This window comes from Candidatus Amarolinea dominans (assembly GCF_016704685.1).
GTDB lineage: Bacteria > Chloroflexota > Anaerolineae > SSC4 > Amarolineaceae > Amarolinea > Amarolinea dominans.
Window position 1 is genome coordinate 56751 of the sequence record NZ_JADIZS010000020.1, and the last position, 26527, is coordinate 83277.

Consider the following 26527-nt stretch of genomic DNA (forward strand, 5'->3'; position numbering starts at 1 on the left):
AGCCACGCCTCGGTGAACTCACCGCCATTATACAGGGCAACTTACGCCATGCCCAACTGGGCCTGCTGCTGCAGGACGGAGGCGAGCGCCTTGCGCGCCCGATGCACCCGCATCTTCATCGCACTGAGGCCAATGCGGGTGTTGGCCGCCATGTCCTGATAGCTCAAACCCTGCAACTCGCGCTGCACGATAGCCTGCCGATGCGATTCCTCCAATTTTGACAACGCGCTGTGAACCACGCTCGATTGTTCCTTGTGCAGATACGCCTGCTCAGGCGTGGGCGAATGCCGGCTCAGCAGTTCGCTATCCACCGGCTCAGTCTCGGCGAGATCACCCCACTCGATGTCAGCAGCCTGCGGGCGGCGGCGGCGTTTTTCAATGGCATCCAGACAAGCATTGACAGCAATCCGATAGAGCCAGGTGCTGAACCGCGAACGGCCTTCGAAACGGGCCAGCGAACGGTACACCTTGACGAAGATTTCCTGCGCCTGATCTTCGGCTTCCTCCCGACTTCCCATCATCCGCAACGACAGGCCAAACACCTTGCCCTGATAGCGTTCCACCAAAACCTCGAACGCCTTTGCATTGCGCTGCGGATCACTCACAAACAGTTGAACCAACGTGTCATCGCTCAACTGACTCAGATCATGCTGTTGACTATTGCTCGCCATTTTTTTATCTCCTACGCGTGCCTTGTGCCCCGAAGGTTATGCTTGCAGGGCACTTCACTCTTGTTCTACCCTCATACAAGTATTATACCGTGTTGTTCTTTGTTTGTCAAATGTTTGATTAAGGAATGTATAGCTCAAAAATGCCCCATGCAGCCGGCCAGCCCCAGGCGACCGCCACCTGCTGCACAGTGATGACTTGACCGCCCTCCACCATCCAGGCGGGCGCTAGAGCCTGGCTTGTCGCCGGCGCTCGACCAGCACATCGGTCAAGTCAACCGCACCATCACATAGCACAGGCCCAGCAGTCCAGGAGTGCTTTTGTGTTCTCTGTGCTCTTTGTGGTTGAATGTGTGCTACATTTGGAACTGCTGCACAGGCCCACGCTTGATTGCGCAACGGCAAAGCTTGTGCTACAATGAGAAAGGCTGCATACAACGAGTTAGTTTACACGCCCAAGATGACAAAACAGATAAATAAGGGTTCGCAAAAGAATTAGTTCCTGTATTTTGCCGAGAAAACGCTGAGAAACACGGGAAGTCATATTTTTACGAACCCTAAGCGCGCAGTGTACGACCTGGATTTCTCCAGGTAGTGATGGCAACACCCGCGACCACCTCATGCGGAGGGTTGGATGAACCGCCTAGAACAATTACTCAGACGAACAGATCACCTGGTGCAGCGCGGACAGTTGCGCCGCGCCTCCGATATGCTGGAGGAGATGCTGGCCACCCATCCCCTCGGTGAAAAGGGGTGTGAGATCATCAGCGCCTACCTGGGCGACATCTACCTTTCCTTGTATGAATTAGATCGCGCTGAAGCTAACCTCAAACATGCCATCGAGCACAACAGCGCTGCGGCCGAGTATCACTACCTGCTCGGCATCATCTTCTCGGCCGGTATGCGCTGGCCGGAAGCCATTGACATGCTGTGGCATGCGCTGGAACTGTCACCGCAGGATGACGAATATCTACGGGCAGTGGGCTGGGCCGTTTTCAATTCGGGCGATGAGACACAGGGTCGCGTCCTCCTGCAAGAAGCTCACCAGGCCAATCGCTCCAACATGGTCACGCTGACCGATCTCGCCCTCGTTTACACGCGTGCCTTTCAGTTCCACGACGCGCTCCACTGCGCGCGGCGCGCGCTGGAGCTGGACCCGCAAAGTTCCCTCGCACAGGACGTGCTGCGCGTGGTACAGCGCTTCAAACTTGAGTACGAACGCCTGACGCGCCAGGGCAAGATCAAGGGTCAAGTCATCGAGGCCTGAGCGAAAGTCGTCAGCATACGATCAAGAAAATAAAAAATCGCCGCCAGCACATTGATTGCTGGCGGCGATTTTTGGTTCATAGCCCGATCTGTTTACTTGCCGTCGGCCGCGCGCCGGCGAATGAACGCCGGCACCTCCTCCAGCTTGTCGCGGCTGAAGGAGCGCGAGGGGAACGGAATGGCCTGGGTGGTGCTGCTGGGCGCCAACGGTTGCGCCTGGCGGGCATCAGCGCGCAGAGCCTGGGCCGTTGTGGCCGGCCGGCGCTGAGCGTGAGCCGCCTCGAAGCCGGTGGCGATGACGGTGATCCGAATCTCATCGGTCATCGTCGGGTCAATCACCGCGCCAAAGATGATGTTGGCCTCCGGATGCACCCCGGCACGCATGATCTCGGCCGCCTCATTGACCTCGAACAGGGTCAGGTCGGCCCCGCCCGTCACGTTGAACAGGATGCCCTGGGCGCCGTCAATGGAAACATCGAGCAACGCACTGTGAATGGCCTGCTCCGCCGCTTCCCTGGCCCGATTCTCGCCCTTAGCCCGGCCGATCGCCATCAACGCGGACCCGCCCTCGGACATGATCGCGCGCACATCGGCAAAATCCAGGTTGATCAGCCCTGGCACCGTGATCAACTCAGAAATGCCCTGGATACCCTGGCGTAGCACATCATCCGCGGTGCGGAACGCGGTTTCGATGGAGGCCTTCTTGTCCACAACCTGCAGCAGCCGGTCGTTGGGGATCACAATCAGGGTGTCCACGTGCTCCTTGAGTCGGGCGATGCCCTCATCGGCTGCGCGCATCCGGCGCGAGCCTTCGAACGAGAAGGGTTTGGTCACCACGCCGATCGTCAGCGAGCCCATCTCACGGGCCACGCGGGCGATGACCGGCGCGGCGCCGGTGCCGGTACCACCGCCGATGCCGGCCGTGATAAACACCATGTCCGCGCCCTTGACGAGGGCCTGAATTTCTTCGGACGACTCCTCGGCGGCCTTCATGCCGATTTCAGGGCTTCCGCCCGAACCGAGGCCCTTGGTGAGCTTGTCACCGATCCGCAGGCGCTGCGGCGCCTGCGACAACATGAGCGCCTGGGCATCTGTGTTGACAGCAATGAACTCAACCCCTTGAATCCCGGCGTCTATCATCCGATTGACGGCGTTGGAACCGCCACCACCAATGCCCAGAACTTTGATCTGGGCCATGTTCTCGACATACCCCTGTTGCTGCGTCTTACGTGCGACTGAAGCGGACATCGAATTGCCTCCTTGCTACGACCTGTAACTGCCTGATAGGCTGTTCTTGTCACGAATTTCACGAATTTTCACGAATTGAGCTCCTGCCTTCGTGTTCATTCGTGCAATTCGCAGCAGGAGAGCCCTTACTTTTTACGAAAACCGACAAGATTTTCGCCCGATTTGCCGGGAAAACCGTTAGGGTCTGCGTAGTTACGAAAAACGTAACTAAGAAGCCTAACCTGGTATCAAATTGCGCAACCAATGCATCACTCGTTCCAGCCAGGGCATCGCCGCGGTGCGCGGACGGCTGCCGCCATGCTGACCCGCGCCCCATAAGAGCAGCCCCACACTGGTGGCATACATCGGGTTGCGCAGTTCCTCGTTCAGGCCACTGATATTACTGCGCGGCGCGCCGATGCGCACCGGCAACTGCAAATACTGACGGCTGATCTCCGCCCAGCCGGGCAAGAGCGCCGTGCCTCCGGTCAGCACAATGCCGGCCGGCAACAACCCATCATAACCGCTGCGCTTCACCTCGCGCAGCAGTGACTCCAGAATCTCTTCGGCTCTCGCCTCCAGCACTTCGGCCAAAAAAGCGCGTGGCACGCTGGTTTGACCCTGGTCGCCGAAAGGACTGACCTGCACAATGTCGTCGGGCGCCAGCGAAGCCGGCAGAAGATGACCATAGCGCACCTTCAGTGCCTCGGCGATCTTGAACGGTGCATGCAGCATCACCGCCACATCCTGCGTCAGGTTGTTCCCGCCCACATCCACGACCACGGCATGATAGAGCGCATTCTCCAGAAAGAGCGCCACATCGGTTGTGCCACCGCCCATGTCGGCCACCACCACGCCCATGTCACGTTCAGCGGCCGTCAGCACCGCTTCACCGGCCGCCAGCGGCCCCAGCACCAGCTCGTCCACCTCGATATCGTGAGCGGTGACGCAGCTCACCAGGTTGGCAATGGCCGAGGCCGCGCCCGTGATCAGGTGCGCATCAACCTCCAGCCGAAAACCATGCATGCCGATCGGGTCACGGATGCCCTGTTGCTCATCCACCGTCCACGAGCGAGGCAGGGTGTGAATGATCTCCCGGTTGTGCGGAATAGGCACGGCGCGTGCTGCCTCCAGCGCCCGGCTAATGTCGTCCTGGCTAATGCCACGCTGCCCCCGGCTGACCGGCGCCACACCCCGACTGCTGAGCGACGCGATATGACTGCCGGCCACGCTGACGTACGCGCTGCCGATGGATTGCCCGGCGGCCGCCTCGGCCTGCTCCACCGCCTGACCGATGGCTGCCGTGGCTTCAGCGATGTTGACCACCACACCGCGCCGCAATCCGCGTGACGGCGCCTGACCCACAGCGATGATGTGGATCGTATCATCGCTGGTCAGTTCGCCGACCAACACATAGATTTTGGTGGTGCCGACATCAATGCCGGCAATCAGGTTGCTCAACACAACTCCTCAGCCGCCGCGCAGGCGGGCGATCTTCCGTTTGCGATGAGAATTTTTCAACTGTCCAGTTCCGAGCAAATTCTGAGCATACAGACAGCACCAAAGCAGACACCTATTTAATTCTCATTCCTTAGCGCACATAGGGTCGCTCAGCGACGCGCAGGTCAATTTGCGCCGGCGTGCGTCCCATCTTTTTCCATTCGGCCTGAATGGCCTGCAGCACAGCCACTTTACGATTCAGATCCCCCTTCGTGCCGAAGATGACGCTGGCGCCGTCCGCTGTCCGCAAATTCAGGCCGTTCTGCGCATCGAAATAAAAGGTTTGCGTACCCGGCAGCAGGGTAGCCAGCGTCAGCAGCGCCTGGACCACCTCCGTCTGCATGTGTACCACCGGTAGCCCGCCAGGGCCGATCACGGGGGGCTGCCCCGCCGGCTGCGGCACGATCGTCGCCTGCTGCAAGTCCACCAGTCGCAGCAGCGGCCGCGCCGGCGCCGTCGGCAACGGCGGCAGGGCAACTCCCTGCTCATCCACCCAGGCCTGTCCCTGGTTTGTCTCCCAGGCGATACGCGGACGGCGCTCCGTGATGACCAAATGCACCTGGTTGGGCAGTTGCAGCTGGGCATCAACGCCGATCACATAGGGCAGTTGACGCAGGATCCGGGTCGCCAGCGTCTGCTCATCGAGCCAAAAGACATTGTAGCCCTCGATCCCGGCCGCCTGGTAGATCTCGTCGGCGCTGAGCAGGCTCGTACCCCGGATGTCGGCGCGGTAAACATAGAAATTGTCAAAGGTCACCATCACATAGAGCAGGCCCGCCAAAGCGCCGATGAGCAGAAACGTCGGCCATTTGGTGATCTGCCAACCGCTGCCGCGCCACATCTCCCGCCGCAACTGCACAGCGCCCCCCACGACGCTGGAGCGAAAGCGCCGGCGCCGGCGAAAACGGCCCGCCGTTGCCACCGGCGTACGCTGCCGGGCGATCTTGTTGCCAGGCATAATCCCTCACCGCGTTGTGACGTTGCGCTGCCGATCGGCATGCCGCGCCAGGGCCAGCTCAAGCAAGCGCTCGATCAGCGCACCGTACGCCAGGCCGCTGGCTTCCCACAGCTTTGGGTACATGCTGATGCTGGTAAAACCGGGCATGGTGTTGATTTCGTTAATGAACAGGCGCTCACTGCCGCGATCGAGCAGCAGATCCACGCGGGCCAGGCCGGCCCCATCCAGCGCCAGGTACGCGGCGCGAGCCAGGGCCTGCGCCTCCTGGGTCAAGGCCGGGGTCAGCGGCGCGGGGATGAGCAGTTGTGAGTTGTCCAGCAGATACTTGGCGGCATAGTCATAGAATTCGTTGCCCGGCACCACCTCGCCCGGCAGGCTGACAAGCACATCGTCATCGTTGCCAAGCACGCTCAACTCGATCTCGCGGCCATCCACACCCTGCTCCACCACCAGTTTGCGGTCGTAACGCGCAGCCTCGTGCAAACCGGCCGCCAACTCAAGGCGGTTGTGAGCCTTGCTGATGCCCACACTGGAACCCATGTTGGCCGGCTTGACGAACATCGGGTAGGGCAACTGCGCCTCCAGTTCAGCGAGTACGGCGTCTGGCTCCGCTTCCCAGCGCCGGCGCAGCAGGCCCACATAAGGCACTTGTGGCAGCCGCTGCGCTGCGAAGGCCGCCTTGCATACCAGCTTGTCCATACCCAACGCGGAAGCCAGCACCCCGCAGCCCACATAGGGGATGTTGACCAGATCGAGCAGGCCCTGCACCGTGCCATCCTCGCCCATGGGGCCGTGCAGCACCGGAAAGATGATGTCAACCTGCGGCGCCATCGGTGACGACGCGCCGTTCACCAGTTGCACGGCCGTCTCCCCCGCGAGGAAGGCGAAATCAACGCGCGGGGGCGCCGCGTCCTGGGCCAACTGCGCAGCCGGCAGAGGGCTGGCATACTCGCCCGCAGTCAACTGCGCCATCGGGTCGCCGCCTCGCAGCCAATGCCCGTCGCGTTCGATGCCGACCGGCACCACCTCGTAGCGGGTCTTGTCAATGGCAGCCATCACCGAACGCGCTGAAACGAGCGAGACATCATGCTCGCTCGATTTGCCACCAAACAATACCCCGACACGTAGTTTGCGCCTACTCATGGCGACTCCTCATCTCCCCTTCACACACGTTGTCTGTCAATGGTTCGCGGCCTGGGGGTATCTTCTCAATTTGTAGGGGCGCACCCTTGCGGTCGCCCACGCGGGCAGGCGCAAGGCCATGCCCCTACCCCCCAACCAGCAAAATCTCCGGCTGCAGGCTGATGCCAAACTGCGCCTGCACACGGCTGCGGGCCAGGTCCATCGCGGCCACGACATCGCTCGCCCGTCCCGTCCCCAGGTTGACGATGAAATTGGCATGCAGCGGGCTGAACTGCACCCCGCCCACCTGCACCCCTTTCAGGCCGGCCGCTTCGATCAGGCGCCCGGCATAATCCCCCGGCGGGTTCTGAAACATAGAACCGGCGCTGGCCTCCACCGGCTGCGTCGCACGGCGGTGAGCCAGAAAACGCGCCGCTTGCTCAGCCAGGGCCGCGCGGTCCGCCTCCTGCAGATGAAAGGTGGCCGTCAGCACCACCGCGCCGCGGGTCTGTGCGTCCGCCGGGCGCTTGAGCCGGCTGAACCGATAGGCATAGGCAAAATCGGCCAACGCCCACAGCGTCAGGTTGCCCTGCCCATCCAGCACCTCGGCCGAGACCAGGTTGTCGGCCATGCAAGCGCCGTGTGCGCCGGCGTTACCAATCACCGCGCCGCCCACGGTTCCCGGCACACTGACCGCCCATTGCAGGCCGCTCAACCCCTGGCGAATGGTGCGGCGAGCCAGTCCGGCTAACGGCGCGCCGCTCTCAGCGGTCACCGTCGTGCCAGTCACGGCAATCTGGCGGCAGTGATTCACAATGACCAGGCCACGCACGCCTGCATCGCTGACAAGAATGTTGCTGCCGCCCCCCAGGACAAAGAAAGGGAGACCGGCGCCACGCGCCAGGTTGACCAATCGGATCAAATCGGTGATGCGTTCGGCAATCACCAGCAAATCGGCAGGTCCGCCGAGCTTGAATGTCGTATAGTCCGCAAGTGGGACATCAGGGGTCACCGTGAAACCAGTCTCCTGCGCCCGCGTGACGAATGCGTCACGTGATCCGGTTTCGTTTTTTGCGTGTAGCTCAAAAATCATTATACACCAAGTCCGCAAAAGGTCAATTTACCCATTTGTGGATAAGTCCTGAGAGCGGCGAACGTTCGTGCCGTTATGCTCTTTGACTATGCGCAATACCATCTCTCCCACCAGGTAGCCGTCCCCCGCGCCCAGGGTCAGGAGCAGATCACCGGGCTGCATCTCCTGCGCCAGGTAGTTGGCAGCCTCCTCCAGGTGAGCGATGTAGCGCACGGCCGGATGAACGATGGCCGCGGCCAGTGCGGCGCCGCTCACGCCCAGGTGATCGGTTTCACGCGCCGCGAAGATGTCGGTGACGAGCACCTGGTCGGCATCACCGAAGGCCCGGCAGAAGTCGCCCCACAGGGCCAGGGTGCGGCTGTAGGTATGCGGCTGAAAGAAGGCCCACACACGGCCCGCGCCCGCCAGGTGACGCGCCGCGGCCAGCGTCGCGCGAATCTCAGTGGGGTGATGGGCATAGTCATCGAACACCCGGATGCCATTGACCTCACCTTTGGTCTCGAAACGGCGGCCCGCGCCCCGATAGGCTGCTAACTGAGCCAACGCCACGGCCGGCGCCACCCCCAGACATTGACAGGCGGCCAACGCGGCCAGGGCGTTGCGCACATTGTGCATGCCAGGCACCTGGAGGCGCAGCGTGCCCATCAGCTCCGCTCCCTGCCACACCACGGCCCGACTACCGCCATCAGCCAGCAGATCAACCTCTGTTGCGTGTAGTAAAGACCCTGACGTGAGACCGTAATGCACCACCTGCCCGCCGTCAGTTGCGTACGCGGCCGCCAACTGCTGCGCGCCAGGGTCATCCGCGCAGGCCACCAGCCACCCGCCCGGCCGCACCTGGCGCACGAAGCGGTCGAACGCCTGGGCGAACAGAGCCGCCGTCGGGTAGCAATCAGGATGGTCCCATTCGGCATTGGTGATGATCGCCACCGTGGGATGCAAGCCCCAAAACATGTGGTCATACTCATCGGCCTCGATGGCAAAGACCTGCCCGGCGCCGGCGGCCGCATTGACGCCCAGGTTGCGCACCAGCCCGCCCACGATGAAGCCTGGCTGACGCCCCGCGCCGATCAGGATGGTCGCCACCATGCCGGTCGTTGTGGTCTTGCCATGCGTACCGGCCACGGCGATCAGCGTCTGCTCGTGGAGCAATGGCCCCAAGAAGTCCTGGCGCTTGACGACCGGGACGCCGGCCGCCTGCGCCGCGGTCACCTCAGGGTTATCCGGCGGCACCGCCGAGGAGATCAAGACCAGGTCAGCGCCCGCCACCTGCGCCGCGGCGTGCCCCACGAAAGCCGTGGCGCCCAGGCTGCGCAATTCGGCCAGGGTCGCGCTCTCTTGCCGATCCGAGCCGGACACACGAAACCCCCGTTGTAAAAGAACCCGGGCAATGGCCGCCAGGCCGCTGCCGCCAATGCCGATCAGATGGAGCCGGGGCGGGGTTTTGCCCGGCGGCTGTCCCAGCCAGGTGCGCCAGGCGCTGCGTTCGTTCGTTGGCATGGCCGCCCTACTTCCGCACCCGCAGGATGATCAGAAAAAGAAGCAGCGCCACCAGGGCCGTTACCGGCAACGTCGGGGGCAGATGTGCGGGCGCGGCCTTGGCAAAATCCGATAGCTTCGTGGCATCGAGTATGCTCTTGGGCAGTGGATACTTGTAGAGAGCCATGTAATGCCACAAGGTCCCGGCCACCAGGATGCCGTTGACAAGTCCGAACACGATATTGAAAAACAGTCCTGAGCTGCCGCGCCGCGGCTGGCCTCTGAAGATCAGGGTTTCGCCGGAGTAACCGGCGAAGACGATCAAAATGAAAACCGCCTGAAAAGTGACCATCAGGGCCAGGTTCTGGCTGTCGCCGCGAAAAACGGCCTTGACCGCGGTCGTCAGCGGGCCATCCAGCAGCTTCAGGGCCACCAGCGCCACCAGGATCAACACAGTCGAGCCAAGCTCCTTGTTGTAGCCGCGCACGATGCTGATCATCACGAAGAAGATCACCACGATGCCCCAGAGCGCTTCAATCGGTCCCATGAGTTATCACCCTCAACGCAGCTCGCCGACCGCCCAGTACATCAAAACCGCCACCAACAGGATGATCCCGAACAGAATGTTGTCGGCCGAGAATGTGACGCCAATGCTCGTCGCCACCTGCGCGAAGGTTTCAGTGGCCTGCCGCGTCAATTCCTTACCGTTCATGATGACCTGGGGAGCCGGCACGGCCCGCGGCAGGTCGGGCAACAGGACCAGTCCCAGGATGTACGCGTTGAACAACCCCATCAACGCGCCGCCCATTGACGGCGGGCTTCTTTTCGACGTCAAAACAATGTTGCCTGCCCGATAGGCAAGAAAGATGCCTGCCAGGAAAACAATGAAGATGAACGCTTCCTGCTGCTGGAGGGGAATCAGACGCCAGTCTTTCAGTGTATTCACCGCGGCCTTTGCATCGGGCATGCCAGGAATGAGCACCTGTAGTTGAAATCCAACCGCCTTGACCTGGCGCGCAATGGAATTCAAGGAATCTACAAGACTAACGCCCAGCGGGGTCGAAGGCAGCGAAGCAAAAAAGGCGAGAAGCACGGTAGTCGCCGCTTCCCGCAACGTGCCCCGACGATAACCGGAGGCCATGGCAATGGCGATCAAGAAAATGGTGACAAGGGCAATGCGTATGCCCTGGACATCGGTCTCAGCCATGCGATGCTCCCAATCTCAACAGTTCATCCACGATGGCCTCTGCAGCCTGCGGTCGCGCCAGGCTGGCGGCCTGCTGCGCCATCTGCCCCAAACGGGTGCGATCCTGCACCAGGTCGAGCAGCAGCGGCGCCAGGCGGGAGGCCAGTTCCTCATCGCGCAGCTTGACGGCCGCGCCGCGCTGCACCAGGTAATCGGCGTTGGCGTCCTGATGCTGCCCGGCATACGGGTAAGGCGCCAGGATGGCCGGCAGCCCCAACAGGGGAAATTCCCCCAGGGTGGAGGCGCCGGCGCGGGCCACCACCAGGTCGGCCGCGGCCAGGGCCAGGGCCATGTCATCGTGCAGGTAGGCGAAGCCGTGGTAGTGCGCCCGCACCGACTCTGGCAAGGCCGCTGCCTGCGCCTCGACCTGCGGCCAGTCGAGCGTGCCGCTGATGTGAACGACCTGCATCTGCCCGACCAACGCGGGCAGGGCGGCCAGCAACGCCTGATTGATGCTGCGGGCGCCGCGACTGCCCCCAAACACCAGCAAGACCGGCAAATCCGGCGCCAGGTTGAAATGAGCGCGGGCGCCGGGCCGGTCGGCGGCTGCCGCGTGCAGTTCTGGCCGCAACGGATAGCCGGTGACAACCGCCTTGCCGGGGAACCACGGCGCCACTTCAGGAAACGAGACCGCCACCCGCGCGGCCAGCAGGCTCAAGGCTCGAATCGCCAGGCCCGGCGTCAGGTCGGGCAAATAGATCAGAACAGGCACGCCCATGCGCTTGGCGGCCCACGCGACCGGGGTGCAGACGTAGCCGCCGGTCACAAAACAGACCTGCGGCTGAAACTCACGCAGGAGCGCGGCGCTCTGCCGCGCCCCGTGCGCCATGCGCAGCAGGTTGGCCGCGGCGGTCCAGGGCGCCCGTCCCCGCAGTTGACCGGTGGCAATGGCCCGGTAGGACAGCCCGGCACGCATCGCCAGGTCGCGCTCCACGCCGTCCTCACTGCCGACGTAAAGGGCGACGGCGGCCGAAGAGACGGGCGGCGGCGGCCAACTGGCGACGCGGCGCGGCGCGGCGTGGGGCGGCGCGTCCGCCGCTGACGGCGGCACTGCGCGGCGCGGCGCGGCCGCTGCTGATGACTGCGCCGCGCGGGGCTGGTCGCGGGATGTGGCGTCCGCCGGTGCGGCGTCGAGTCGTGCTTGCAGTGCCTGGAAGACGGCGAGGGCCGGATAGACGTGGCCGCCCGTACCCCCGCCAGAAATCAAAACGCGCATTGACCGCTGCCCCTTTCCAATTTTTGCCCTGCCCTGTGCCCTGGGCGATACTCATCAAAATGCCGATGGCTGACATGTTGATCACCAGCGACGACCCGCCATAGCTGACGAAGGGCAGCGTCACGCCGGTGAGCGGCCCCAACCCAGTGGCCGCGGCCACATGCACGATGGCCTGATAGACCAGCCAGATGGTAATGCCAAACGCCAACAGGAAACCAAAGCCGTCCCCGGCCTGCGAAGCGATGCGCAGCCCGCGAAAGGTCAATCCCAGGTAAAGCGCCACCACGAACAGAGTGCCCGGCAAGCCGAACTCCTCACCGATGACCGACACGATGCCGTCAGTCCAGGGTAGCGGCATGTTCGTCTTGAGATCGCCATTGCCCAGGCCGCGGCCCAACAGACCGCCGTTCTTGAAGGCGTCGCCAAACTGCTGCGCCTGCTCGTTCGTGCCCTGGCTGGGATCACCGCCCGCGCTGATCATCTGCGTAATGCGCTCGCGCGCATGGGGATAGCGCGTAAAGAGCAGGCCGCAGGTGAGTAAGAAGATCGCCACACACACGATCACCTGACGCAGCGTGGCGCCGGCGATGAAGAACATCGTCATCGCAGTGATGGTAATCAGCAGCGCGGTGCTGAGGTTCGGCTCCAGAATAATCAACCCGGCCACGATGCCCAAAACGACGCTAAAGGGCAGCAAGCCATAGGAGATCAGTTTGATCTTCTCCCCCTTACTGGTGAGCCAGGCCGAGGCGTAAATGATCATGATGAGCTTCGCGGCCTCGCCGGGCTGCACCGACCCACCGGCCAGGGTGCGCCTGGCGCCGTAGATATCCTCGCCAAAGAGCAGCACGGCCACGAGCAGGAGCAGGATCGTGCCCAACAGGGGAGTCGCGTAGCGTTCGAGCAGATGATAATTCACCAGAGCACAGGCCAACATCGCCACCGTACCGACCACAATCCATTGCAGTTGGCGCTGCGCAAAATAGGTGGGCGACAACTCGAAACGCATCACCGACTGCTGGTAGCTGGAGCTAAAAATCATGATGAAGCCAATACCAATCAGAGTTGCTGTCAGAACCAGCAACCCGTAATCGAGCAGAGCAACGTTTTTGGCTGTCTTCATGTTATAAAATCCCTCACAACCCGTCAACCAACGCCCGGAAGTGCTCGCCACGCGCGGCAAAATCGCGATAGGCATCGTAACTGGTGCCGCCCGGCGACAGGAGCACCACATCCGAGGGTTGGGCAAGGGTCGCGGCCAGGGCCACGGCCTGCGCCAGGCTGTCCGTATGCTGAACCGACGGCGCGGCGCCCGGCGCAGCAGGATGCGCGGCGGCAAAATCGGCCAGGGCACGTTCGATCAGGCCGGCCGCCTCGCCAAAGGTAATGACATGGCGCACCCGGCCGCGACCAGCCAGCGCCAGCAAATCCCACGGCAGATGCTTATCGCGCCCCCCGGCCAGCAGAATGATCGGCTCGTCGAAGGACTGCAGCGCGGCGATGGTCCGTTCGGGCGCAGTGGCAATCGAGTCGTTGTACCATGCCACCCCGGCATGCACCCGTACCAGTTCCAGCCGATGGGCCACGCCGCTGAATGTCGTTGCCACCGCGGTCATGGCCTCGACGCTGGCGCCGGCCGCCCCGCTCAGGCAGAAGGCCGCCAGCAGATTGGCGATGTTGTGCCTGCCGCGCAGGCGCACATCCGCGACGCGACACACCCGCTGCTCGGCCTGCCCTGGCAGGCGCAGGCGCAGCTCGTCGCCGCGCAGGGAGGCGCCGACTGGCGGCTCGGTCAGCAGACTGAAGCCCAACACCTGCACGCCAGCGCCTGGCAGGCCGCGCCCTGCAGCCGTCGCGTAAGCCGCATACCAGGCCGCGGTGATCTCGTTGTCCAGTCCAAGCACCGCGACATCGCCGGCGCGCTGATGCAGCAGCAGGTTACGCTTGGCCGCCGCGTACGCGTCCATCGAAGGGTGGCGGTCCAAATGATTGGGCGTCACATTGAGCATGCCGGCCACACGGGTGCTGACCGGCTCGCCCAGGCATAGGGCGGGATCGAACAGCTCCAGTTGAAAACTCGACAACTCCAGCACGATGCGGTCATTCGCGGCGATGGCGTCCAGTTGATCAATCAACGGGGTGCCGATATTGCCGCCGACCCAGGTCGTCAGTCCGCTGGCCTTGAGCATCGCGCCGGTCAAGGTCGTCGTCGTGGTCTTGCCGCTGGAGCCGGTGATGCCCACGCTGAAGGCCGCGGTCTGCTGCAAGGTCAACAGCGAGTCGTTGCTGAGCGGGATGCCGGCCGCCCGCGCCGCCTGCACGATCGGCAGATCAGGCGAGACGCCGCCGCTGAGGCACAGCAGGTCGGTATCGTCCAACAGCGCCAGCGGATGGCCGCCCAGGGCCAGCGTCAGCGGCAGGTCAGCCACCGCGGCCTGGGCTGCGGCCAGAGACGCGGCGCCGGCCGGCTGCAGGTCACTGATGGTGACATGCGCGCCCCGGCCAACCAGGAAGCGCGCCAGGGCCGTGCCTTGCCGGGCCAGGCCCAAAATGACGATGCGCTTGCCTCTGAACCAGGACGAATTCATCATCTCACCCATATGTCAACGGCGCCCAGACGCTGGCCTGCCAATAACCGTTGGGGGCCACGCGCTGGCTCCAAGTCGCGTCCGTGCCGGTGCTCAGGCGCTGAGCGACGCGATCGGCCAGGCGGCGCCCTTCCAACGGGCTGACGCGCCAGGCGCGATGTTCGATCCAGACCTCCAGCGCTTCTTGCAGCGTGCCATCGGCCAGGCAGGTCAACGGGCTGGCGGCAATCTCGATGGCCAGCAGGTGCAGGCACGCGTCCAAAGGCCCGGCAGCGGGCGTCGTCAACTGCGCGCTTGCGGCCGCCAGCGTGACCGTGGCCAGGCTCAAGGCTCGCTCAGTCTGCGCCTGTTCCAGGGCCAGGTGGATTTCCTGGCTGACCGGGCGCAGCGCGAGGGCAATGGCTTGACCGGCCGTGGCCGGCAGCGACTGCGGGCTGTTGATATGAAGTGCAATGTGTGCCATAGCCACCTACTCAGAGTAACGCCAGGGCAATGCCCAGCATGCCGCACAGAATGCCCACCAGCCAAAACCGCTGCGTGACCTGCGTCTCTGACCAGCCCGTCAGTTCAAAATGATGATGCAGCGGGGCCATTTTGAACAGGCGCCGCGGCTGGCCGTAGAGGCGCCGCGAGAGCTTGAACCAGAGCACCTGCAACGTCACGGAAACCGTTTCTGCGGTGTAGACGGCGGCCACCACCGGCAGCAGCAGCCATTGGCCGGTCATCAAGGCCACCACGGCCAGGGTCGCGCCCAGCGCCAGGGAGCCGGTGTCCCCCATGAACAGCTCAGCGGGGTGCGCATTGAACCACAGAAAGGCCATGATGGCGCCCACCAGCGTGAAACAGAAGGCCACCAGCCACACCTGCTGCTGCAAGAATGCGATGACGCCATAGCAGGTGAAGGCGCTGGCCGCCAGGCTGCCGGCCAGCGCGTCCAGCCCGTCGGTCAGGTTGACGGCGTTGGAAAAGGCCACCACGATGAACACCGCCGCCGGAATGTACCACAGGCCAATCTCAATCTTCTCCCGAATGCCTGGCACGGCCACGCTGCGCAGGTCCAGGACAAAATGCAAAAAAAGCACGACCAGGGTCGCCAGGATGATCTGCGCCAGCGCCTTCCAACGGCCCAGGATGCCCTCGCCTTTGCTGCGACGGCCGCGCACCCCTTCCAGATCGTCAACCGCGCCCAGCAGGCCAAACAGCAAGAGGACCGTCATGGGCACCAATACGGAACGGCCGATGATGTTCCAGCCGAGCAGATTGGCGATGTTGAGGGCACTGGTAATGACGATAACCGGGATCAGGATCATCAGGCCGCCCATGGTGGGTGTGCCGGTCTTGACCTGGTGTGTCGTTGGTCCCTCGATGCGAATCTGCTTGCCGATGCGGTTGCGGACCAGCAGGTTGATCAGCGGCCGGCCCCAAATGACGGCCAGAAAAAAGGCGATGGCGCCCAGCGTCAACGAATAGGCCATTTTCCTACACGTCCTCGCTTTCCGGCCGGCTGAGAGCGGCCACAATTTCCTCTAAATGCAGGGCACGCGAGCCTTTGACCAGGATCAAGTCGCCGCTTTGCACCATGCTGCGCAAGACGGCCACGGCGCCGGCGTTGTCATTCACCTGGGCCACATTGCCCGGCGCCATGCCGGCGCTGAGCGCCTCAGCCGCAATCAGGCGAGCCAGCGGCCCCACGGCGACCAGTTTCCCCGCGACATCGGCCGCACGCTGGCCCACCTTGCGATGCCCAATCTCCGTCTGATCGCCCAGTTCGCGCATGTCACCCAGAACGGCGATGCGGCGAGCGCCAGATGGCACCGCCAGGTCGGCCAACAGGTTGAGCGCGGCCAGGGTGGCGGCCGGGCTGGCGCTGTAGGTGTCATCAATCACCATGCTGCCACGCAGGCCGGGCGCCACCACCAGGCGTAGCTGCGCCTGCACATCCTGCAAGCCTTCGATGATTTCCTGCCAGTTCAGTCCCTCCACCAGGCCCACGGCCGCGGCACGCAGCGCCGTGTGTACGCTGTGGCGCCCCAGCATGGGCACCTTGACATGCAGATGGTCGCCCTCGTAGTGCAGGGCAAAACGGATGCCCTCTTGCCCTTCGCTGCTGATCTCATCAGCCCAGAGATCGGCGCGGCTGTCGAGGCCGTAGGTGAAGACCCGCGCCGCGCTGCGCGGTGCCAGGGCCATCACCAGGGGGTCATCCTGGTTGAGAATGGCCACGCCAGAGGCCGGCAGGGCTTCGATCAGTTCGCCTTTGGCTTGGGCAATGCGCTCCAGGCTGCCAGCGCGCTCCAAATGCACTGGCCCCACATTGGTAATGACGCCCACCTGGGGCTGAGCCAGGCGCGCCAGCAGGGCAATGTCGCCCAAGTAGTACATGCCCATCTCCAGCACCGCGCGCCGGTCGGCCGGCGTCAGGCGCAGCAGGGTCAGGGGCACGCCAATTTCATTGTTCTGGTTGCCCACACTCTTGAGCGTGGGAAAGCGCCGCGCCAGCACGGAGGCTACCGATTCTTTGGTGCTCGTCTTGCCCACGCTGCCGGTGATGCCGATCACCCGCAGGCCGCTGACCGCGCCTACGTCCGCGCGCCAGGCCGCGGCCCAGGCTTGCAGCGCCTGCAGCGAGTTTTCCACGCGCAGCAGCAGCGGCCGGCCCGTCGGGGGTGGGCTGAAAGATGAGGCTGAGTGCTGGAGCACGAATGCTCGGGTATCCACGATCCAACACTCAGCATCTGGAACCACGTCCTGCTCCACGATAGCCGCCACGGCCCCCCGGTGCAAGGCGTCGGTCACAAAGGAATGGCCATTGGTGCGTTCCCCAGCCAGGGCCACGAATACCGCGCCCGGCTGCACCTGCCGCGAATCAACTACGACGGTCGAGATCGGAGACCGGAGATCGGAGACCGGAGACCGGAGACCGGAGACCGGAGACCGGAGATCGGAGATCGGAGACCGGAGATCGGAGACCGTCGCGGGGGAAGGGGTGTTCAGGCTGATTGCTGCCGGGTTGGCCAACACGGCGAGCAGGTGTGACAAGGTCAGTTGCATGAGCGATTCATCCGTCACTGGGCGGAATGTTGAGAAGGGCAAACAGGCGTCGCGCCAGCCGTTGGAAGGTGGGAGCACTGGTGTGCCCTGCCCAAACCGACAGCCGCGTCTTGTCCAGCTTGACCAGCACCACGAAACGAGGGTCGGCGGCCGGTGCATAGCCGACATAGGTCGAAATCGTCAGGTCAGAGTCGTAGGCTGTACGCCCCGGAATCTCAGCCGTGCCGGTCTTGCCGGCGATATGATAGCCAGGCACGGCGGCTTGATTGGTGCCGCCGTTCTCCACCACGCTGACCAGGATATCGGTCATCAGGCGGGCGGTCTGGGGTGAGATGGCAATGCGCACCGGCGACGGTTCGATCTCGAACCAGCGCCCGTGATCCACGATGGCCTTGACCACATGGGGGCGCATCATGACGCCGTTATTGGCGACCGCCGACACCGCGCAAATCATCTGCATGGGTGTCACGCTGATGCCCTGGCCGAAGGCATTGGTAGCCAGATCGGACGGGCTCCACTGCGCGCTGGACTTGGGCCTCTTGACGATGCCGCGCACCTCACCGGACAGATCAACGCCGGTGACATTACCGAAACCAAAGCGCTCGACATAGGAATAGAATGTGTCGGCGCCCATGGCCAGGGCCACCTGCGCCGAACCGATGTTCAAGGAACGCTGCAGGATCGTGGGAATGGCGACCTCGCCATGCGCCTGGCGGTCCGAGTTGCGAATCTCGCGTTCGCCTACTTCCAGGACGCCCACATCCTTGAACTTCTGATCGAGTGTCACCTTGCCCGAATCCAGGCCCGCGGCCATGGTGACGATCTTGAACACTGACCCTGGCTCATACAGCAGCCCGGTGGCGGGATCGCTGAATGGGTCATGCTGGTCGGGCGCGGCCTGCACCTCATAAAACGTATTGGGCGAGTAGCCGGGTGCAGACGCCATGGCCAAAATCTCGCCCGTCTTTGGATCCATCACAATGATGGTGCCGCCGGTTGCGCCGTAGTAATCAACGGCGAACTTCAGTTCATCCTCCACGATGGCCTGAATGCGGCGGTCAATGGTCAGCACGAGATCGCGGCCCACGGGCGACGGAATATCCAGGCTAAAATCAGGAGATAAAGCACGCAGGTGATTCTCCAGATTGGTGACGGCCATGTCGCCATTCTCGCGCAGGAAGGCGTCGTACTTGGCTTCGACGCCGTAGCGGCCAATCTGGTCGGCGGTGGCCAGGCCGAGCACGAAGGCGGCGTCGGTATTCTCTGGGTAGAAGCGGCGTGCGAGTCGCTCCACGCGCAGGTAATCCGTGTTCCAACGCTCGATCTCTGCGGCAGCCGCCTGACGGGCATAGAACTTGAGCACCGTCACGCCCTGGCCATGGTTGCGCAGGCGCCTTTCCAACTCGGCCGGGGGCATTTCCAGCCAGGGCGCCAAACGTTGCGTCAGCGACATGATGGTCGTTTCAGTAATGGCGCCGGCGATCGCCACCTGGTAGCGCACGCCATCGGTGGCCAACAGGTTGCCGGCACGATCCACCATGTTGCCGCGGTGGGGCGGCAGCAGGCTGCCGTATTGGTTGTGACCTTCTGCCACCGGTGCAGCCGCCGCCTTGATCACCTGCAGGCGCACGAGCTGCAGACCAATCACCGTGAGCACCACAACGATGATGGCAAAAACGGCTCTCACCCGTGGCAGGGAGCGTTGCATCAGGGAATCCATGATAATTGGCCCCTTCTACTACTGGCCTGTTGGGCCAAATGCCGTTGGCAGGCCGGACACAACAACATAGATGCGACGGTCAGCCGGGACAAAGCCAGCCGCCCGCGCCCGCGCCTCCAGCGCGTCCATATTGGCATACTGACTGATCTCGACGCGCAGCTCGGCGTTGGTGATGAGCAATTGCTGGTAGCGCGCTTGGGCCGTATAAATCTCATGCTGAGCCGCCGCCATCTCACCGTTGGGCAAGAGCAGGGCGAAGAAAGCCAGGCATACCACGAAGAGCACGGCCAGATAGAGCGCCGTTTGCTCGCCGGTCGTCAGACGGCGACGGCGGTTGAAGATGGTCTGCGGTCGCCACAACGTTCTTGGCGTCGGATATAACATAGGGGTCTCCTCTTGTTTTTCTACTCTGATCTCAGGCGATTTTTTCTGCCACTCGCAGATGCGCGCTGCGGCTGCGCGGGTTGCGGCTCACCTCAGCCTCCGTGGCCGCAATCGGTTTCTTCACGCTCAAGCGCAGACGGGCACGATGCCCACACACACAGACCGGCAAACGGGGCGGGCAAATACAGTCGCTGGCTTCGCGCTGCATGAACTGCTTGACAAGGCGATCTTCCAACGAATGAAAGCTAATGACAACCAGGCGCCCAGCGATTTGCAGCAGGTCAAGGGCCTGGGGCAATACCCTCTCCAACGCGCCCAACTCATCGTTGACCGCGATGCGCAGCGCCTGAAACGTGCGCGTCGCGGGATGAATGCGTTCATGACGACCACCCGTCGCCCGGGCAATCACCGCGGCCACCACCCTGGCCTCAGACAGCGGGCGAGCCGTCACCAGGGCACGCGCAATCCGACGCGAGAAGCGCTCCTCGCCATAGCGGAAGATCAGGTCGGCCAGTTCAACTTCGTCCAACGTATTGACCAGGTCGGCTGCCGAACGGCCCGCGGCCGGGTTGAAGCGCATGTCAAGAGGGCCTGCGCTCAAGAAACTAAAGCCGCGGTCGTCACCGGCCAATTGATACGATGACAGTCCCAAGTCGAGCAGGATCGCCGCCGGCGCCAGCCGGTACGCGCCGGCCACGATGCGCATCTGATCGAAATTGGCCTGCGCCAGAATGGCACGCTCGCCAAAGGGCGCCAGGCGCATACGCGCACGGGCCACTGCGGCCGGGTCGGCATCCAAACCCAGGAGGCGACCGTTGGGGGCTATCGCCTGCAAGATCGCTTCGGCGTGACCGGCGCCGCCTAATGTCCCATCAATCACATCGGCGCCCGGGGTCAGGGCCAGCGCAGCCAGGGTTTCGTTGAGCAGGACCGGGACATGACCCTCGTCAGCCGGCGGGTACGCGGCCACCCCTAAATGCTCAGCGCCCGAAAGAGCGACGTCATCTCGTTGTCCTGCATCAGGTGCGCACGGCGATCCTGCCACAAGGTAGGCGCCCACAGTTCCAGGTGCGTACCGACACCGGCCACCGTCACACTATCGGTGATGCTGGCAAACGCGCGCAGGTCGGGTGGAAGAATGAAACGGCCCTGGGTATCCAGTTCCACATCGGCCGCCTCCGCATACAACCAGCGGCGCAGCTCCCCAATAGCCAGATCGGTCAGCATGGGCTTATCCTGCAGGCGCTCGGCCAGGCCCTGCCATTCGCTCAACGGCAGGACGATCAGATAGTCACCCATGCCGCGGGTCACCATCCCGCCAGGCGCCAACGCGGTGCGGTATCGGGACGGAATGGTCAGGCGACCTTTGCTATCGAGCACATGTTCGGTGCGACCGACGAACACTTGTTCTTATTCCCCACTTTAGTCGATTTTTGGCCTAATTTTTAGGGATTTTTCCCCACTCTTCCCCACTTAGCCTTATTATACAGGGAATTTTCAATTTGTCTAGTCCCCTGAGGGGTGACTTTGGTCATGTTCGTGAAATTGGGCAACAGCGGGCATGGCCTTGCGCCTGCCCGCGTGGGCGACCGCAGGGGTGCGCTACGACGCCGGGACACAAAGATACGGAAGTGGCGGTTTACGTCCCGGTATGAGCCATGGAGATGGGAAAAAGAAGGGGCCTTCATGCTGATGCATGAAGGCCCCGCCTGGTAGCGCATAGGGGATTCGAACCCCTGTCACCGCCTTGAGAGGGCGGCGTCCTAGGCCCCTAGACGAATGCGCCGTGGACAGTGACATTATAACGAGGACGGGAATGCTGTCAAGTTTTAGTTTCAGGCCAGAAAATTGCATCTATCCCCTGGCAATGGTACACTAAGGGCTTGTCAAAGAATAGGCTCCCGCATCTTCCTGACCGAAATGCGGACAAGAATAGGTGGTCTTCTATGCCATACAGTCCAAACAACCCGCTCATCGTCCAGAGCGACCGCAGCGTGCTGCTGGAGGTGCAAAATGATCGCTATGAGGCGGCGCGCGATGCGCTGGCACGCTTTGCCGAGCTGCAAAAAAGCCCGGAGTTCATCCACACCTACAGAATCACCCCACTGAGCCTGTGGAACGCGGCCGCAGCCGGCCTCAGCGCCGATCAAATCCTGGCAGATCTGAGCGAGTATGCCAAATTCGACGTACCGGAAAACGTCATCTTTGATATTCGCGAGTCCATCGGACGTTATGGCCGCGTGCGCCTGGAGAAAAACGAGGACGGCCTGCTCATCCTCACCTCCGCCGACGTGGCCCTGCTCACCGAGCTGACGCGGCGCAAGGAACTGAAGCCCTATCTGCTGGGCCAACTCGATGCCAACACGCTGCTGGTGGATCCCGCGCGGCGCGGGCACATCAAGCAAGCCCTGGTGCATGTCGGCTATCCGGCCGAGGACGTGGCCGGCTACGTGGAAGGCGCACCGCTGGAGATCAGCCTGCTGCCGGCCAGCCGCGCCAGCGGGGACGCCTTCGCCCTGCGCCATTATCAGCAGGATGCGGTAGATACCTTCTATGCCGGCGGCTCGGCGCGGGGCGGCAGCGGTGTCATCGTGCTGCCCTGCGGCGCCGGCAAGACCCTCGTCGGCATGGCCGCCATCCAGAAATTGCAGTGCAACACCCTGATCCTCACCCCGAGCACCGTGGCGGCGCGCCAGTGGATTCGCGAGTTGCTGGACAAAACCACCATCACCGAGGACATGGTGGGCGAATATACCGGACTCACCAAGGAGATCAAGCCGATCACCGTGACCACCTATCAGATCATGACCTGGCGGCCGCGGCGCAAGCATGGCGAAGAGTTCGTCCCTGAAAACGAATACCCGCACTTCGGCCTGTTCGACCAGCGCGACTGGGGCCTGATCATCTATGACGAGGTACACCTGCTGCCGGCGCCGGTCTTTCGCATCACCGCGGAGATCCAGGCACGCCGCCGCCTGGGGTTGACGGCGACCCTGGTGCGTGAGGACAATCGCGAAGAGGATGTCTTCTCCCTGGTTGGCCCCAAGAAGTATGACGTGCCCTGGAAGGACCTGGAGGCACAGGGCTGGATCGCCACGGCCGAATGTCATGAGATTCGCATTTCCCTGCCGGACGATGAGCGCATGGCGTACGCGCTGGCCGAAGATCGGGACAAGTACCGCATGGCCGCCACGTCTATGTCTAAGATCGCCCCGCTGGTGCAATTGCTCTCTAAGCATCGCAATGATCAGGTGCTCGTCATCGGCCAGTACATCGAGCAGTTGGAGCGTGTGGCCGAAGTGGTCGAAGCGCCGCTCATCACCGGCAGCACACCGGTGCGCGAGCGTGAGCGCCTCTTCCAACTGATGCGTGACGGCGAGCTCAGCCGGCTGGTGGTGTCGAAGGTCGCCAACTTCGCCGTTGACCTGCCGGAAGTCAATGTGGCGATCCAACTCAGCGGCAGCTACGGCAGCCGCCAGGAGGAAGCACAGCGCCTGGGGCGCATCCTGCGCCCCAAGAAGAATGGCATGTTGGCGCACTTCTACACGCTGGTCACCAAAGACACCAACGACCAGGAGTTTGCGGCCAACCGTCAGTTGTTCCTGACCGAGCAGGGCTATCGCTACGAAATTCTATACGCCCATGAAGTCCCGGACTACCAGCCCAACCTTGTAGCCACGCCCGGCGATCACGCGGGCAGCCGGCGTTATGAGCGACCCCATGCCTGACGCCGGCGGCACTGTGGCTGGCAACCCGTTCAGCGCCGCGCTGCTGGCCCGCTTTTCAGAATCGGCCCTGGCGCAGGCGAAAAACTATCTGATCATCGGGGGAGTGTTCGATGGCGAGTTGACCGTGACGCCCGACGCGCAGTTCTTGCAGGCGAACGTGCGGCGCAGCACCGCGCGTCACTATCACGTGACCATTCAGGCCACCGCGGGGGGCGAGGTCAACTGGCTGTGTACGTGCCCGTTTGCTGCGCAGAACTGCGAACACACGGCGGCGGTCTTGCGGGTATGGCTGCAAGAGCCGCAGCGCTTCACGATCTCGCACGATGACGCGCCCATCTACCTGCCGGCTGCCGCGCCAATGGCTGTCACGGTGACGCCGCCAGCCGCGCCGGTTGCCGCGCCGGCGTCCGTGCCTGCGGGCGCGGCGCTGCGTGTCACGCCAGACTTGCTGCTCTATGTGCGCCGCGACAAAGCTGCACCTGCGCTCAGCAAACTGGTGGAAACGCTGGCAGAACTGCGCAGCACGAACGGTGAGCACAGCATCTACCAAATCACCGGCCAGGGCTTGCAGGCGGCGTTGCAGGACGGGCGTACGATCGCGGAGATTCTAGCCAGCCTGACTGACGCCAGTGATGAGGCGCTGCCTGAGGCTGCCCGGTCACGTCTGCAAGGTTGGGCGGATGCGCAGGATACCTTTCACCTGTATGACAATCTGCCCGTGGTCGAGTTTGCCGACGATTTCGCCTTGCAGGAACTCCTGCGGGCAGGCGGTATTCGGCGGTATCTGCTGCACATCTTTTCCCCGCGCCTGGTGGCCATCCATCCCCGTCATGTCAATGACCTGGTGGCTGAGATGGAACGGCGCGGCCTGATGCCCAAAGTCGAGTCGTAGAGAACGCGCCGCGAGAGTGTAAGAATTACCATGCTTCTCAGCCTGACCGAAGCCTTGAGCAACTACAAACTGCACGTCTTGACGCGCATGGCGCGCACGGCCGAGATCGAAGTGCCCGACCGGCGCAAAGAGACCCTGGTGAACGCCCTGGTGCAGCGTCTGTACACGCCGACCGCGATCAACCGTGCTATGGCGCACATGAACAGCCGCGAGATTGCCTGCCTGCAACGGCTGCAAGCTGTGGATGGAGAGGTGCGCAGCACGGGGTTGAAACTCGCCATGGTGCGTGCCCGATTGGTGGAAGAATCTCCCAACCACGCGGCGTACAGCCGCTACAATCCACCGCCGGCCGATTCCTTCGAAACCGTCATCACCACCCTGCTGGAACGCGGCCTGGTCCTCACCCGCGGGCCGCTCGGAGGCGGCACCCTGTTGGATCTGGAGCCGGGCGCCGTACTGTGGATTCCTATCGAGGCACGACGCCATCTACCGCCCTTGCCTGAGAGCAAAGCGCACACGGTGGAGATACACAGCACGCGCGAAGGCTCGGCGCGCACGTTTCAGCGCGACCTCTACCTTTACTGGAGCCATCTGCGGGAGAAACCGCTGACGCCAACCCAGGCCCTGTGGCTGCGCAAGTCCGATCTGCGCGCCGTCAATGAGAAGTTGCTGGTCAAGAGCAGCCTGGGAACCGGCAGCGGCGAAAAAGACGCCCGTCGCCTGTTCTTCCTGCGACGCCTCTTACAGGAACTGGACATGCTGAGCCACAAGCGCAACCAGGTGGTGGCCAATGAAAAAGCCCCCTTCCTGGCCCTGGAGCCTGCCGAGCGGGTCAAACGTTGCTTCGAGTTGTGGAGCAAGGGCCGTTTTTGGAATGAGATTTTTGGCGTGACCGATGTGAACTTGCGCACGAACGACACCGCGATTGCTTTGGCGCACAGTGGCATCGTTACGGCCCGCGAAACAGTGCTGCGACAGCTCGCACGGCTACCGCACGAGGGGTGGGTGTTGACCGACACCCTCGTGAATCGCCTGCGTGACCAGGAATACGAATTCCTGATCCCCCGTAACCGCAACCGCAACCGTCTGGCGCCGCTCCAGAACTACAGCTTTGGCGTTCCCAGCAATCCCTACACCAATAACCCGTATGGCTGGCTGTTCGACCGCATCTACGGCGAGGAGTCCGGCTGGTACCGCATCGAAGCGGAGTTCGCGCGCAGCGTGGTGCGTGAAGGACTCTACTGGCTCGGCCTGGTGGACCTGGGCTATGAGCCGGAGACGCTCAGCAATGACAAGTTGGGCGAACCACCCCCCGCCTTTACCGCCTATCGCTTGACCGACATGGGGCGCTGGCTGCTCGGCAGCGGGCCGATGCCACAGGTCAACACCGACAGCGGTCGGGTCATTGTGCAGCCCAACTTCGACGTTTTTGCCCTCGACCCCGTGACGGACATGGTGCTGGCCGATCTCGATCAATTTTGCGATCGCCTGAGCGCCGAACGCGCCGTGCATTACCAGATCACACGCCAGTCGGTCTATCGCGGCAGCCGTCGTGGTTGGGATGTGCCGCGCATCATCGAATTCCTGAATAGTGTCAGCAAGTCGCAATTGCCACAAAACGTGGAACGCGACCTGCGTGAATGGGCCATCGCGATGCAGCGCGTGGTGGTGCATGCGCACGTTTCTCTGCTGCAAACAACCAGCCCTGCCTTGTTGGATGGGGTTCTGCACGATCACCGCGTGGCCGGCGCGCTGCAAAGTCGGCCCAGTCCGGATGTCGCCTTGCTCGTGTGCAGCCCTACCCATGTTGACCAGGTTTTCAACGCGCTGCTGGCGGCCGGGCACTTGCCGGCCCGCACCCGCACCGATCTGGCAACGCCTGTCCCATCGCTAACCGTGACACCCGCTGGCACGGTCAGTTTTCAACGCCGCCTGCCCAGTATCTATCTCATCGCGCAGGTCGAACCGTTTTGTGAGCAGACTGACAGTGAAACCTGGCAGATCACCGCCCCGGCGGTGCATAACGCCATTGACAACGGCTGGACCGCCGCCTCGATCCTGGATACCCTGCGGACGCTGAACATCGGCCCGTTGCCCCCGCGTTTCGATCTCAAGATCAAAGCCTGGGCAGGGCACTTTGGCGAGGCCCGCCTGCAAACGCTGACCCTTCTCCAGCTCGGCGCCAACAAAATCCTGGACGAACTACTGACCGATGCGGACGTTGGCCCGTTGTTGACGCGTTTTGTCACCGCCGATCCCTCGCGCGCGCTGGCGGTGGTTGATGCGGATAACGTCGAGCGCCTGTGCGAGCTGTTGACAGAGCGCGGCGTGGTCTTCAAAGGAAAAATCGTCTGACCGCAACTCCTGCCCCCCTCGTGCGTACTGTATA

The 26527-nt window shown here is 63.0% G+C and carries 23 protein-coding genes and 1 tRNA gene; 4 read left to right on the top strand and 20 right to left on the bottom strand.

Annotated elements, in window-relative coordinates; all coding sequences use genetic code 11:
• Positions 1 to 41: 41 nt before the first annotated feature.
• A complete protein-coding gene (locus tag IPF85_RS14310; RefSeq protein WP_343408756.1) occupies positions 42 to 671 on the bottom strand; it encodes a sigma-70 family RNA polymerase sigma factor in 630 nt (209 codons plus the stop codon).
• Between the two features lie 631 nt (positions 672 to 1302).
• Here IPF85_RS14310 and IPF85_RS14315 point away from each other — a divergent pair.
• Positions 1303 to 1935: a tetratricopeptide repeat protein gene (locus tag IPF85_RS14315; protein WP_343408757.1), complete on the top strand. Its 633-nt coding sequence runs from the start codon at positions 1303 to 1305 to the stop codon at positions 1933 to 1935.
• A gap of 92 nt (positions 1936 to 2027) precedes the next feature.
• Here the strand turns inward: IPF85_RS14315 and ftsZ are convergent, their stop codons facing one another.
• The 19 genes from ftsZ to IPF85_RS14410 form a co-directional block, all read right to left on the bottom strand.
• Entirely contained in the window at positions 2028 to 3182 is a 1155-nt protein-coding gene (gene ftsZ, locus IPF85_RS14320; RefSeq protein ID WP_343408758.1) for a cell division protein FtsZ, read from the bottom strand.
• A gap of 216 nt (positions 3183 to 3398) precedes the next feature.
• Positions 3399 to 4622 carry a cell division protein FtsA gene (gene ftsA, locus IPF85_RS14325; protein ID WP_343408759.1) on the bottom strand — a complete coding sequence of 408 codons (1224 nt, stop codon included), beginning with the start codon at positions 4620 to 4622 and terminating at the stop codon, positions 3399 to 3401.
• A gap of 130 nt (positions 4623 to 4752) precedes the next feature.
• A complete protein-coding gene (locus IPF85_RS14330) occupies positions 4753 to 5619 on the bottom strand; it encodes an FtsQ-type POTRA domain-containing protein (RefSeq protein ID WP_343408760.1) in 867 nt (288 codons plus the stop codon).
• Positions 5620 to 5625: 6 nt separating this feature from the next.
• Positions 5626 to 6762 (bottom strand): D-alanine--D-alanine ligase family protein, encoded by a 1137-nt coding sequence (locus IPF85_RS14335; protein WP_343408761.1) that lies wholly within the window; start codon positions 6760 to 6762, stop codon positions 5626 to 5628.
• A gap of 124 nt (positions 6763 to 6886) precedes the next feature.
• Positions 6887 to 7834 carry a UDP-N-acetylmuramate dehydrogenase gene (gene murB, locus IPF85_RS14340; RefSeq protein WP_343408762.1) on the bottom strand — a complete coding sequence of 316 codons (948 nt, stop codon included), beginning with the start codon at positions 7832 to 7834 and terminating at the stop codon, positions 6887 to 6889.
• Between the two features lie 27 nt (positions 7835 to 7861).
• The gene (gene murC, locus IPF85_RS14345) at positions 7862 to 9334 is read right to left on the bottom strand and encodes a UDP-N-acetylmuramate--L-alanine ligase (RefSeq protein ID WP_343408763.1); all 1473 of its coding nucleotides are present in this window, start codon (positions 9332 to 9334) and stop codon (positions 7862 to 7864) included.
• A gap of 7 nt (positions 9335 to 9341) precedes the next feature.
• Positions 9342 to 9860 (bottom strand): CvpA family protein, encoded by a 519-nt coding sequence (locus tag IPF85_RS14350; protein WP_343408764.1) that lies wholly within the window; start codon positions 9858 to 9860, stop codon positions 9342 to 9344.
• Between the two features lie 12 nt (positions 9861 to 9872).
• Positions 9873 to 10469 (bottom strand): hypothetical protein, encoded by a 597-nt coding sequence (locus IPF85_RS14355; protein WP_343408765.1) that lies wholly within the window; start codon positions 10467 to 10469, stop codon positions 9873 to 9875.
• Between the two features lie 43 nt (positions 10470 to 10512).
• The gene (locus tag IPF85_RS14360) at positions 10513 to 11610 is read right to left on the bottom strand and encodes a glycosyltransferase (protein WP_343408766.1); all 1098 of its coding nucleotides are present in this window, start codon (positions 11608 to 11610) and stop codon (positions 10513 to 10515) included.
• Positions 11501 to 12898 carry an FtsW/RodA/SpoVE family cell cycle protein gene (locus tag IPF85_RS14365; protein ID WP_343408767.1) on the bottom strand — a complete coding sequence of 466 codons (1398 nt, stop codon included), beginning with the start codon at positions 12896 to 12898 and terminating at the stop codon, positions 11501 to 11503. Before IPF85_RS14365 ends, IPF85_RS14360 begins: the two co-directional genes overlap by 110 nt.
• A gap of 13 nt (positions 12899 to 12911) precedes the next feature.
• Entirely contained in the window at positions 12912 to 14366 is a 1455-nt protein-coding gene (gene murD / locus IPF85_RS14370) for a UDP-N-acetylmuramoyl-L-alanine--D-glutamate ligase (RefSeq protein ID WP_343408768.1), read from the bottom strand.
• Between the two features lies 1 nt (position 14367).
• Positions 14368 to 14826: a hypothetical protein gene (locus tag IPF85_RS14375; RefSeq protein WP_343408769.1), complete on the bottom strand. Its 459-nt coding sequence runs from the start codon at positions 14824 to 14826 to the stop codon at positions 14368 to 14370.
• 10 nt (positions 14827 to 14836) lie between these two features.
• Positions 14837 to 15838, bottom strand: coding sequence for a phospho-N-acetylmuramoyl-pentapeptide-transferase (gene mraY, locus IPF85_RS14380; RefSeq protein ID WP_343408770.1), 1002 nt, complete (start codon positions 15836 to 15838; stop codon positions 14837 to 14839).
• Between the two features lie 4 nt (positions 15839 to 15842).
• Positions 15843 to 17414 carry a UDP-N-acetylmuramoyl-tripeptide--D-alanyl-D-alanine ligase gene (murF, locus tag IPF85_RS14385; protein ID WP_343408771.1) on the bottom strand — a complete coding sequence of 524 codons (1572 nt, stop codon included), beginning with the start codon at positions 17412 to 17414 and terminating at the stop codon, positions 15843 to 15845.
• A gap of 7 nt (positions 17415 to 17421) precedes the next feature.
• The gene (locus tag IPF85_RS14390; RefSeq protein ID WP_343408772.1) at positions 17422 to 19122 is read right to left on the bottom strand and encodes a penicillin-binding protein 2; all 1701 of its coding nucleotides are present in this window, start codon (positions 19120 to 19122) and stop codon (positions 17422 to 17424) included.
• Positions 19123 to 19152: 30 nt separating this feature from the next.
• On the bottom strand, positions 19153 to 19518 hold the full coding sequence (locus IPF85_RS14395; protein ID WP_343408773.1) for a hypothetical protein: 366 nt from the start codon (positions 19516 to 19518) through the stop codon (positions 19153 to 19155).
• Between the two features lie 31 nt (positions 19519 to 19549).
• Complete coding sequence (rsmH, locus tag IPF85_RS14400) at positions 19550 to 20488, bottom strand: 16S rRNA (cytosine(1402)-N(4))-methyltransferase RsmH (protein WP_343408774.1); 939 nt, start codon at positions 20486 to 20488, stop codon at positions 19550 to 19552.
• Positions 20489 to 20490: 2 nt separating this feature from the next.
• Complete coding sequence (locus IPF85_RS14405; protein WP_343408775.1) at positions 20491 to 20922, bottom strand: division/cell wall cluster transcriptional repressor MraZ; 432 nt, start codon at positions 20920 to 20922, stop codon at positions 20491 to 20493.
• 306 nt (positions 20923 to 21228) lie between these two features.
• Positions 21229 to 21304: transfer RNA gene (locus IPF85_RS14410), tRNA-Glu, on the bottom strand.
• Between the two features lie 160 nt (positions 21305 to 21464).
• Between IPF85_RS14410 and IPF85_RS14415 the strand changes: the two genes are divergently transcribed.
• Genes IPF85_RS14415 through IPF85_RS14425 form a run of 3 tightly spaced genes read left to right on the top strand, consistent with a single transcriptional unit; the run spans position 21465 to position 26493 of the window.
• Positions 21465 to 23246, top strand: a complete 1782-nt coding sequence (locus IPF85_RS14415) for a DNA repair helicase XPB (protein WP_343408776.1) — start codon at positions 21465 to 21467, stop codon at positions 23244 to 23246.
• Positions 23239 to 24138: a helicase-associated domain-containing protein gene (locus IPF85_RS14420; RefSeq protein ID WP_343408777.1), complete on the top strand. Its 900-nt coding sequence runs from the start codon at positions 23239 to 23241 to the stop codon at positions 24136 to 24138. Before IPF85_RS14415 ends, IPF85_RS14420 begins: the two co-directional genes overlap by 8 nt.
• 30 nt (positions 24139 to 24168) lie before the next feature.
• Positions 24169 to 26493, top strand: coding sequence for a helicase-associated domain-containing protein (locus tag IPF85_RS14425; protein ID WP_343408778.1), 2325 nt, complete (start codon positions 24169 to 24171; stop codon positions 26491 to 26493).
• The last annotated feature ends 34 nt before the right edge of the window (positions 26494 to 26527 follow it).

Bases quoted from the DNA above. Each gene is read 5' to 3' on its own strand.
- IPF85_RS14365 (WP_343408767.1), bottom strand. From the start codon at position 12,898: ATGAAGACAGCCAAAAACGTTGCTCTGCTCGATTACGGGTTGCTGGTT.
- IPF85_RS14310 (WP_343408756.1), bottom strand. From the start codon at position 671: ATGGCGAGCAATAGTCAACAGCATGATCTGAGTCAGTTGAGCGATGAC.
- IPF85_RS14415 (WP_343408776.1), top strand. From the start codon at position 21,465: ATGCCATACAGTCCAAACAACCCGCTCATCGTCCAGAGCGACCGCAGC.
- IPF85_RS14395 (WP_343408773.1), bottom strand. From the start codon at position 19,518: ATGTTATATCCGACGCCAAGAACGTTGTGGCGACCGCAGACCATCTTC.
- IPF85_RS14425 (WP_343408778.1), top strand. From the start codon at position 24,169: ATGCTTCTCAGCCTGACCGAAGCCTTGAGCAACTACAAACTGCACGTC.
- murB (WP_343408762.1), bottom strand. From the start codon at position 7,834: ATGATTTTTGAGCTACACGCAAAAAACGAAACCGGATCACGTGACGCA.
- murD (WP_343408768.1), bottom strand. From the start codon at position 14,366: ATGATGAATTCGTCCTGGTTCAGAGGCAAGCGCATCGTCATTTTGGGC.
- murC (WP_343408763.1), bottom strand. From the start codon at position 9,334: ATGCCAACGAACGAACGCAGCGCCTGGCGCACCTGGCTGGGACAGCCG.
- murF (WP_343408771.1), bottom strand. From the start codon at position 17,414: ATGCAACTGACCTTGTCACACCTGCTCGCCGTGTTGGCCAACCCGGCA.
- IPF85_RS14330 (WP_343408760.1), bottom strand. From the start codon at position 5,619: ATGCCTGGCAACAAGATCGCCCGGCAGCGTACGCCGGTGGCAACGGCG.
- IPF85_RS14420 (WP_343408777.1), top strand. From the start codon at position 23,239: ATGCCTGACGCCGGCGGCACTGTGGCTGGCAACCCGTTCAGCGCCGCG.
- ftsZ (WP_343408758.1), bottom strand. From the start codon at position 3,182: ATGTCCGCTTCAGTCGCACGTAAGACGCAGCAACAGGGGTATGTCGAG.
- IPF85_RS14315 (WP_343408757.1), top strand. From the start codon at position 1,303: ATGAACCGCCTAGAACAATTACTCAGACGAACAGATCACCTGGTGCAG.
- IPF85_RS14335 (WP_343408761.1), bottom strand. From the start codon at position 6,762: ATGAGTAGGCGCAAACTACGTGTCGGGGTATTGTTTGGTGGCAAATCG.
- IPF85_RS14390 (WP_343408772.1), bottom strand. From the start codon at position 19,122: ATGCAACGCTCCCTGCCACGGGTGAGAGCCGTTTTTGCCATCATCGTT.
- IPF85_RS14350 (WP_343408764.1), bottom strand. From the start codon at position 9,860: ATGGGACCGATTGAAGCGCTCTGGGGCATCGTGGTGATCTTCTTCGTG.
- mraY (WP_343408770.1), bottom strand. From the start codon at position 15,838: ATGGCCTATTCGTTGACGCTGGGCGCCATCGCCTTTTTTCTGGCCGTC.
- IPF85_RS14375 (WP_343408769.1), bottom strand. From the start codon at position 14,826: ATGGCACACATTGCACTTCATATCAACAGCCCGCAGTCGCTGCCGGCC.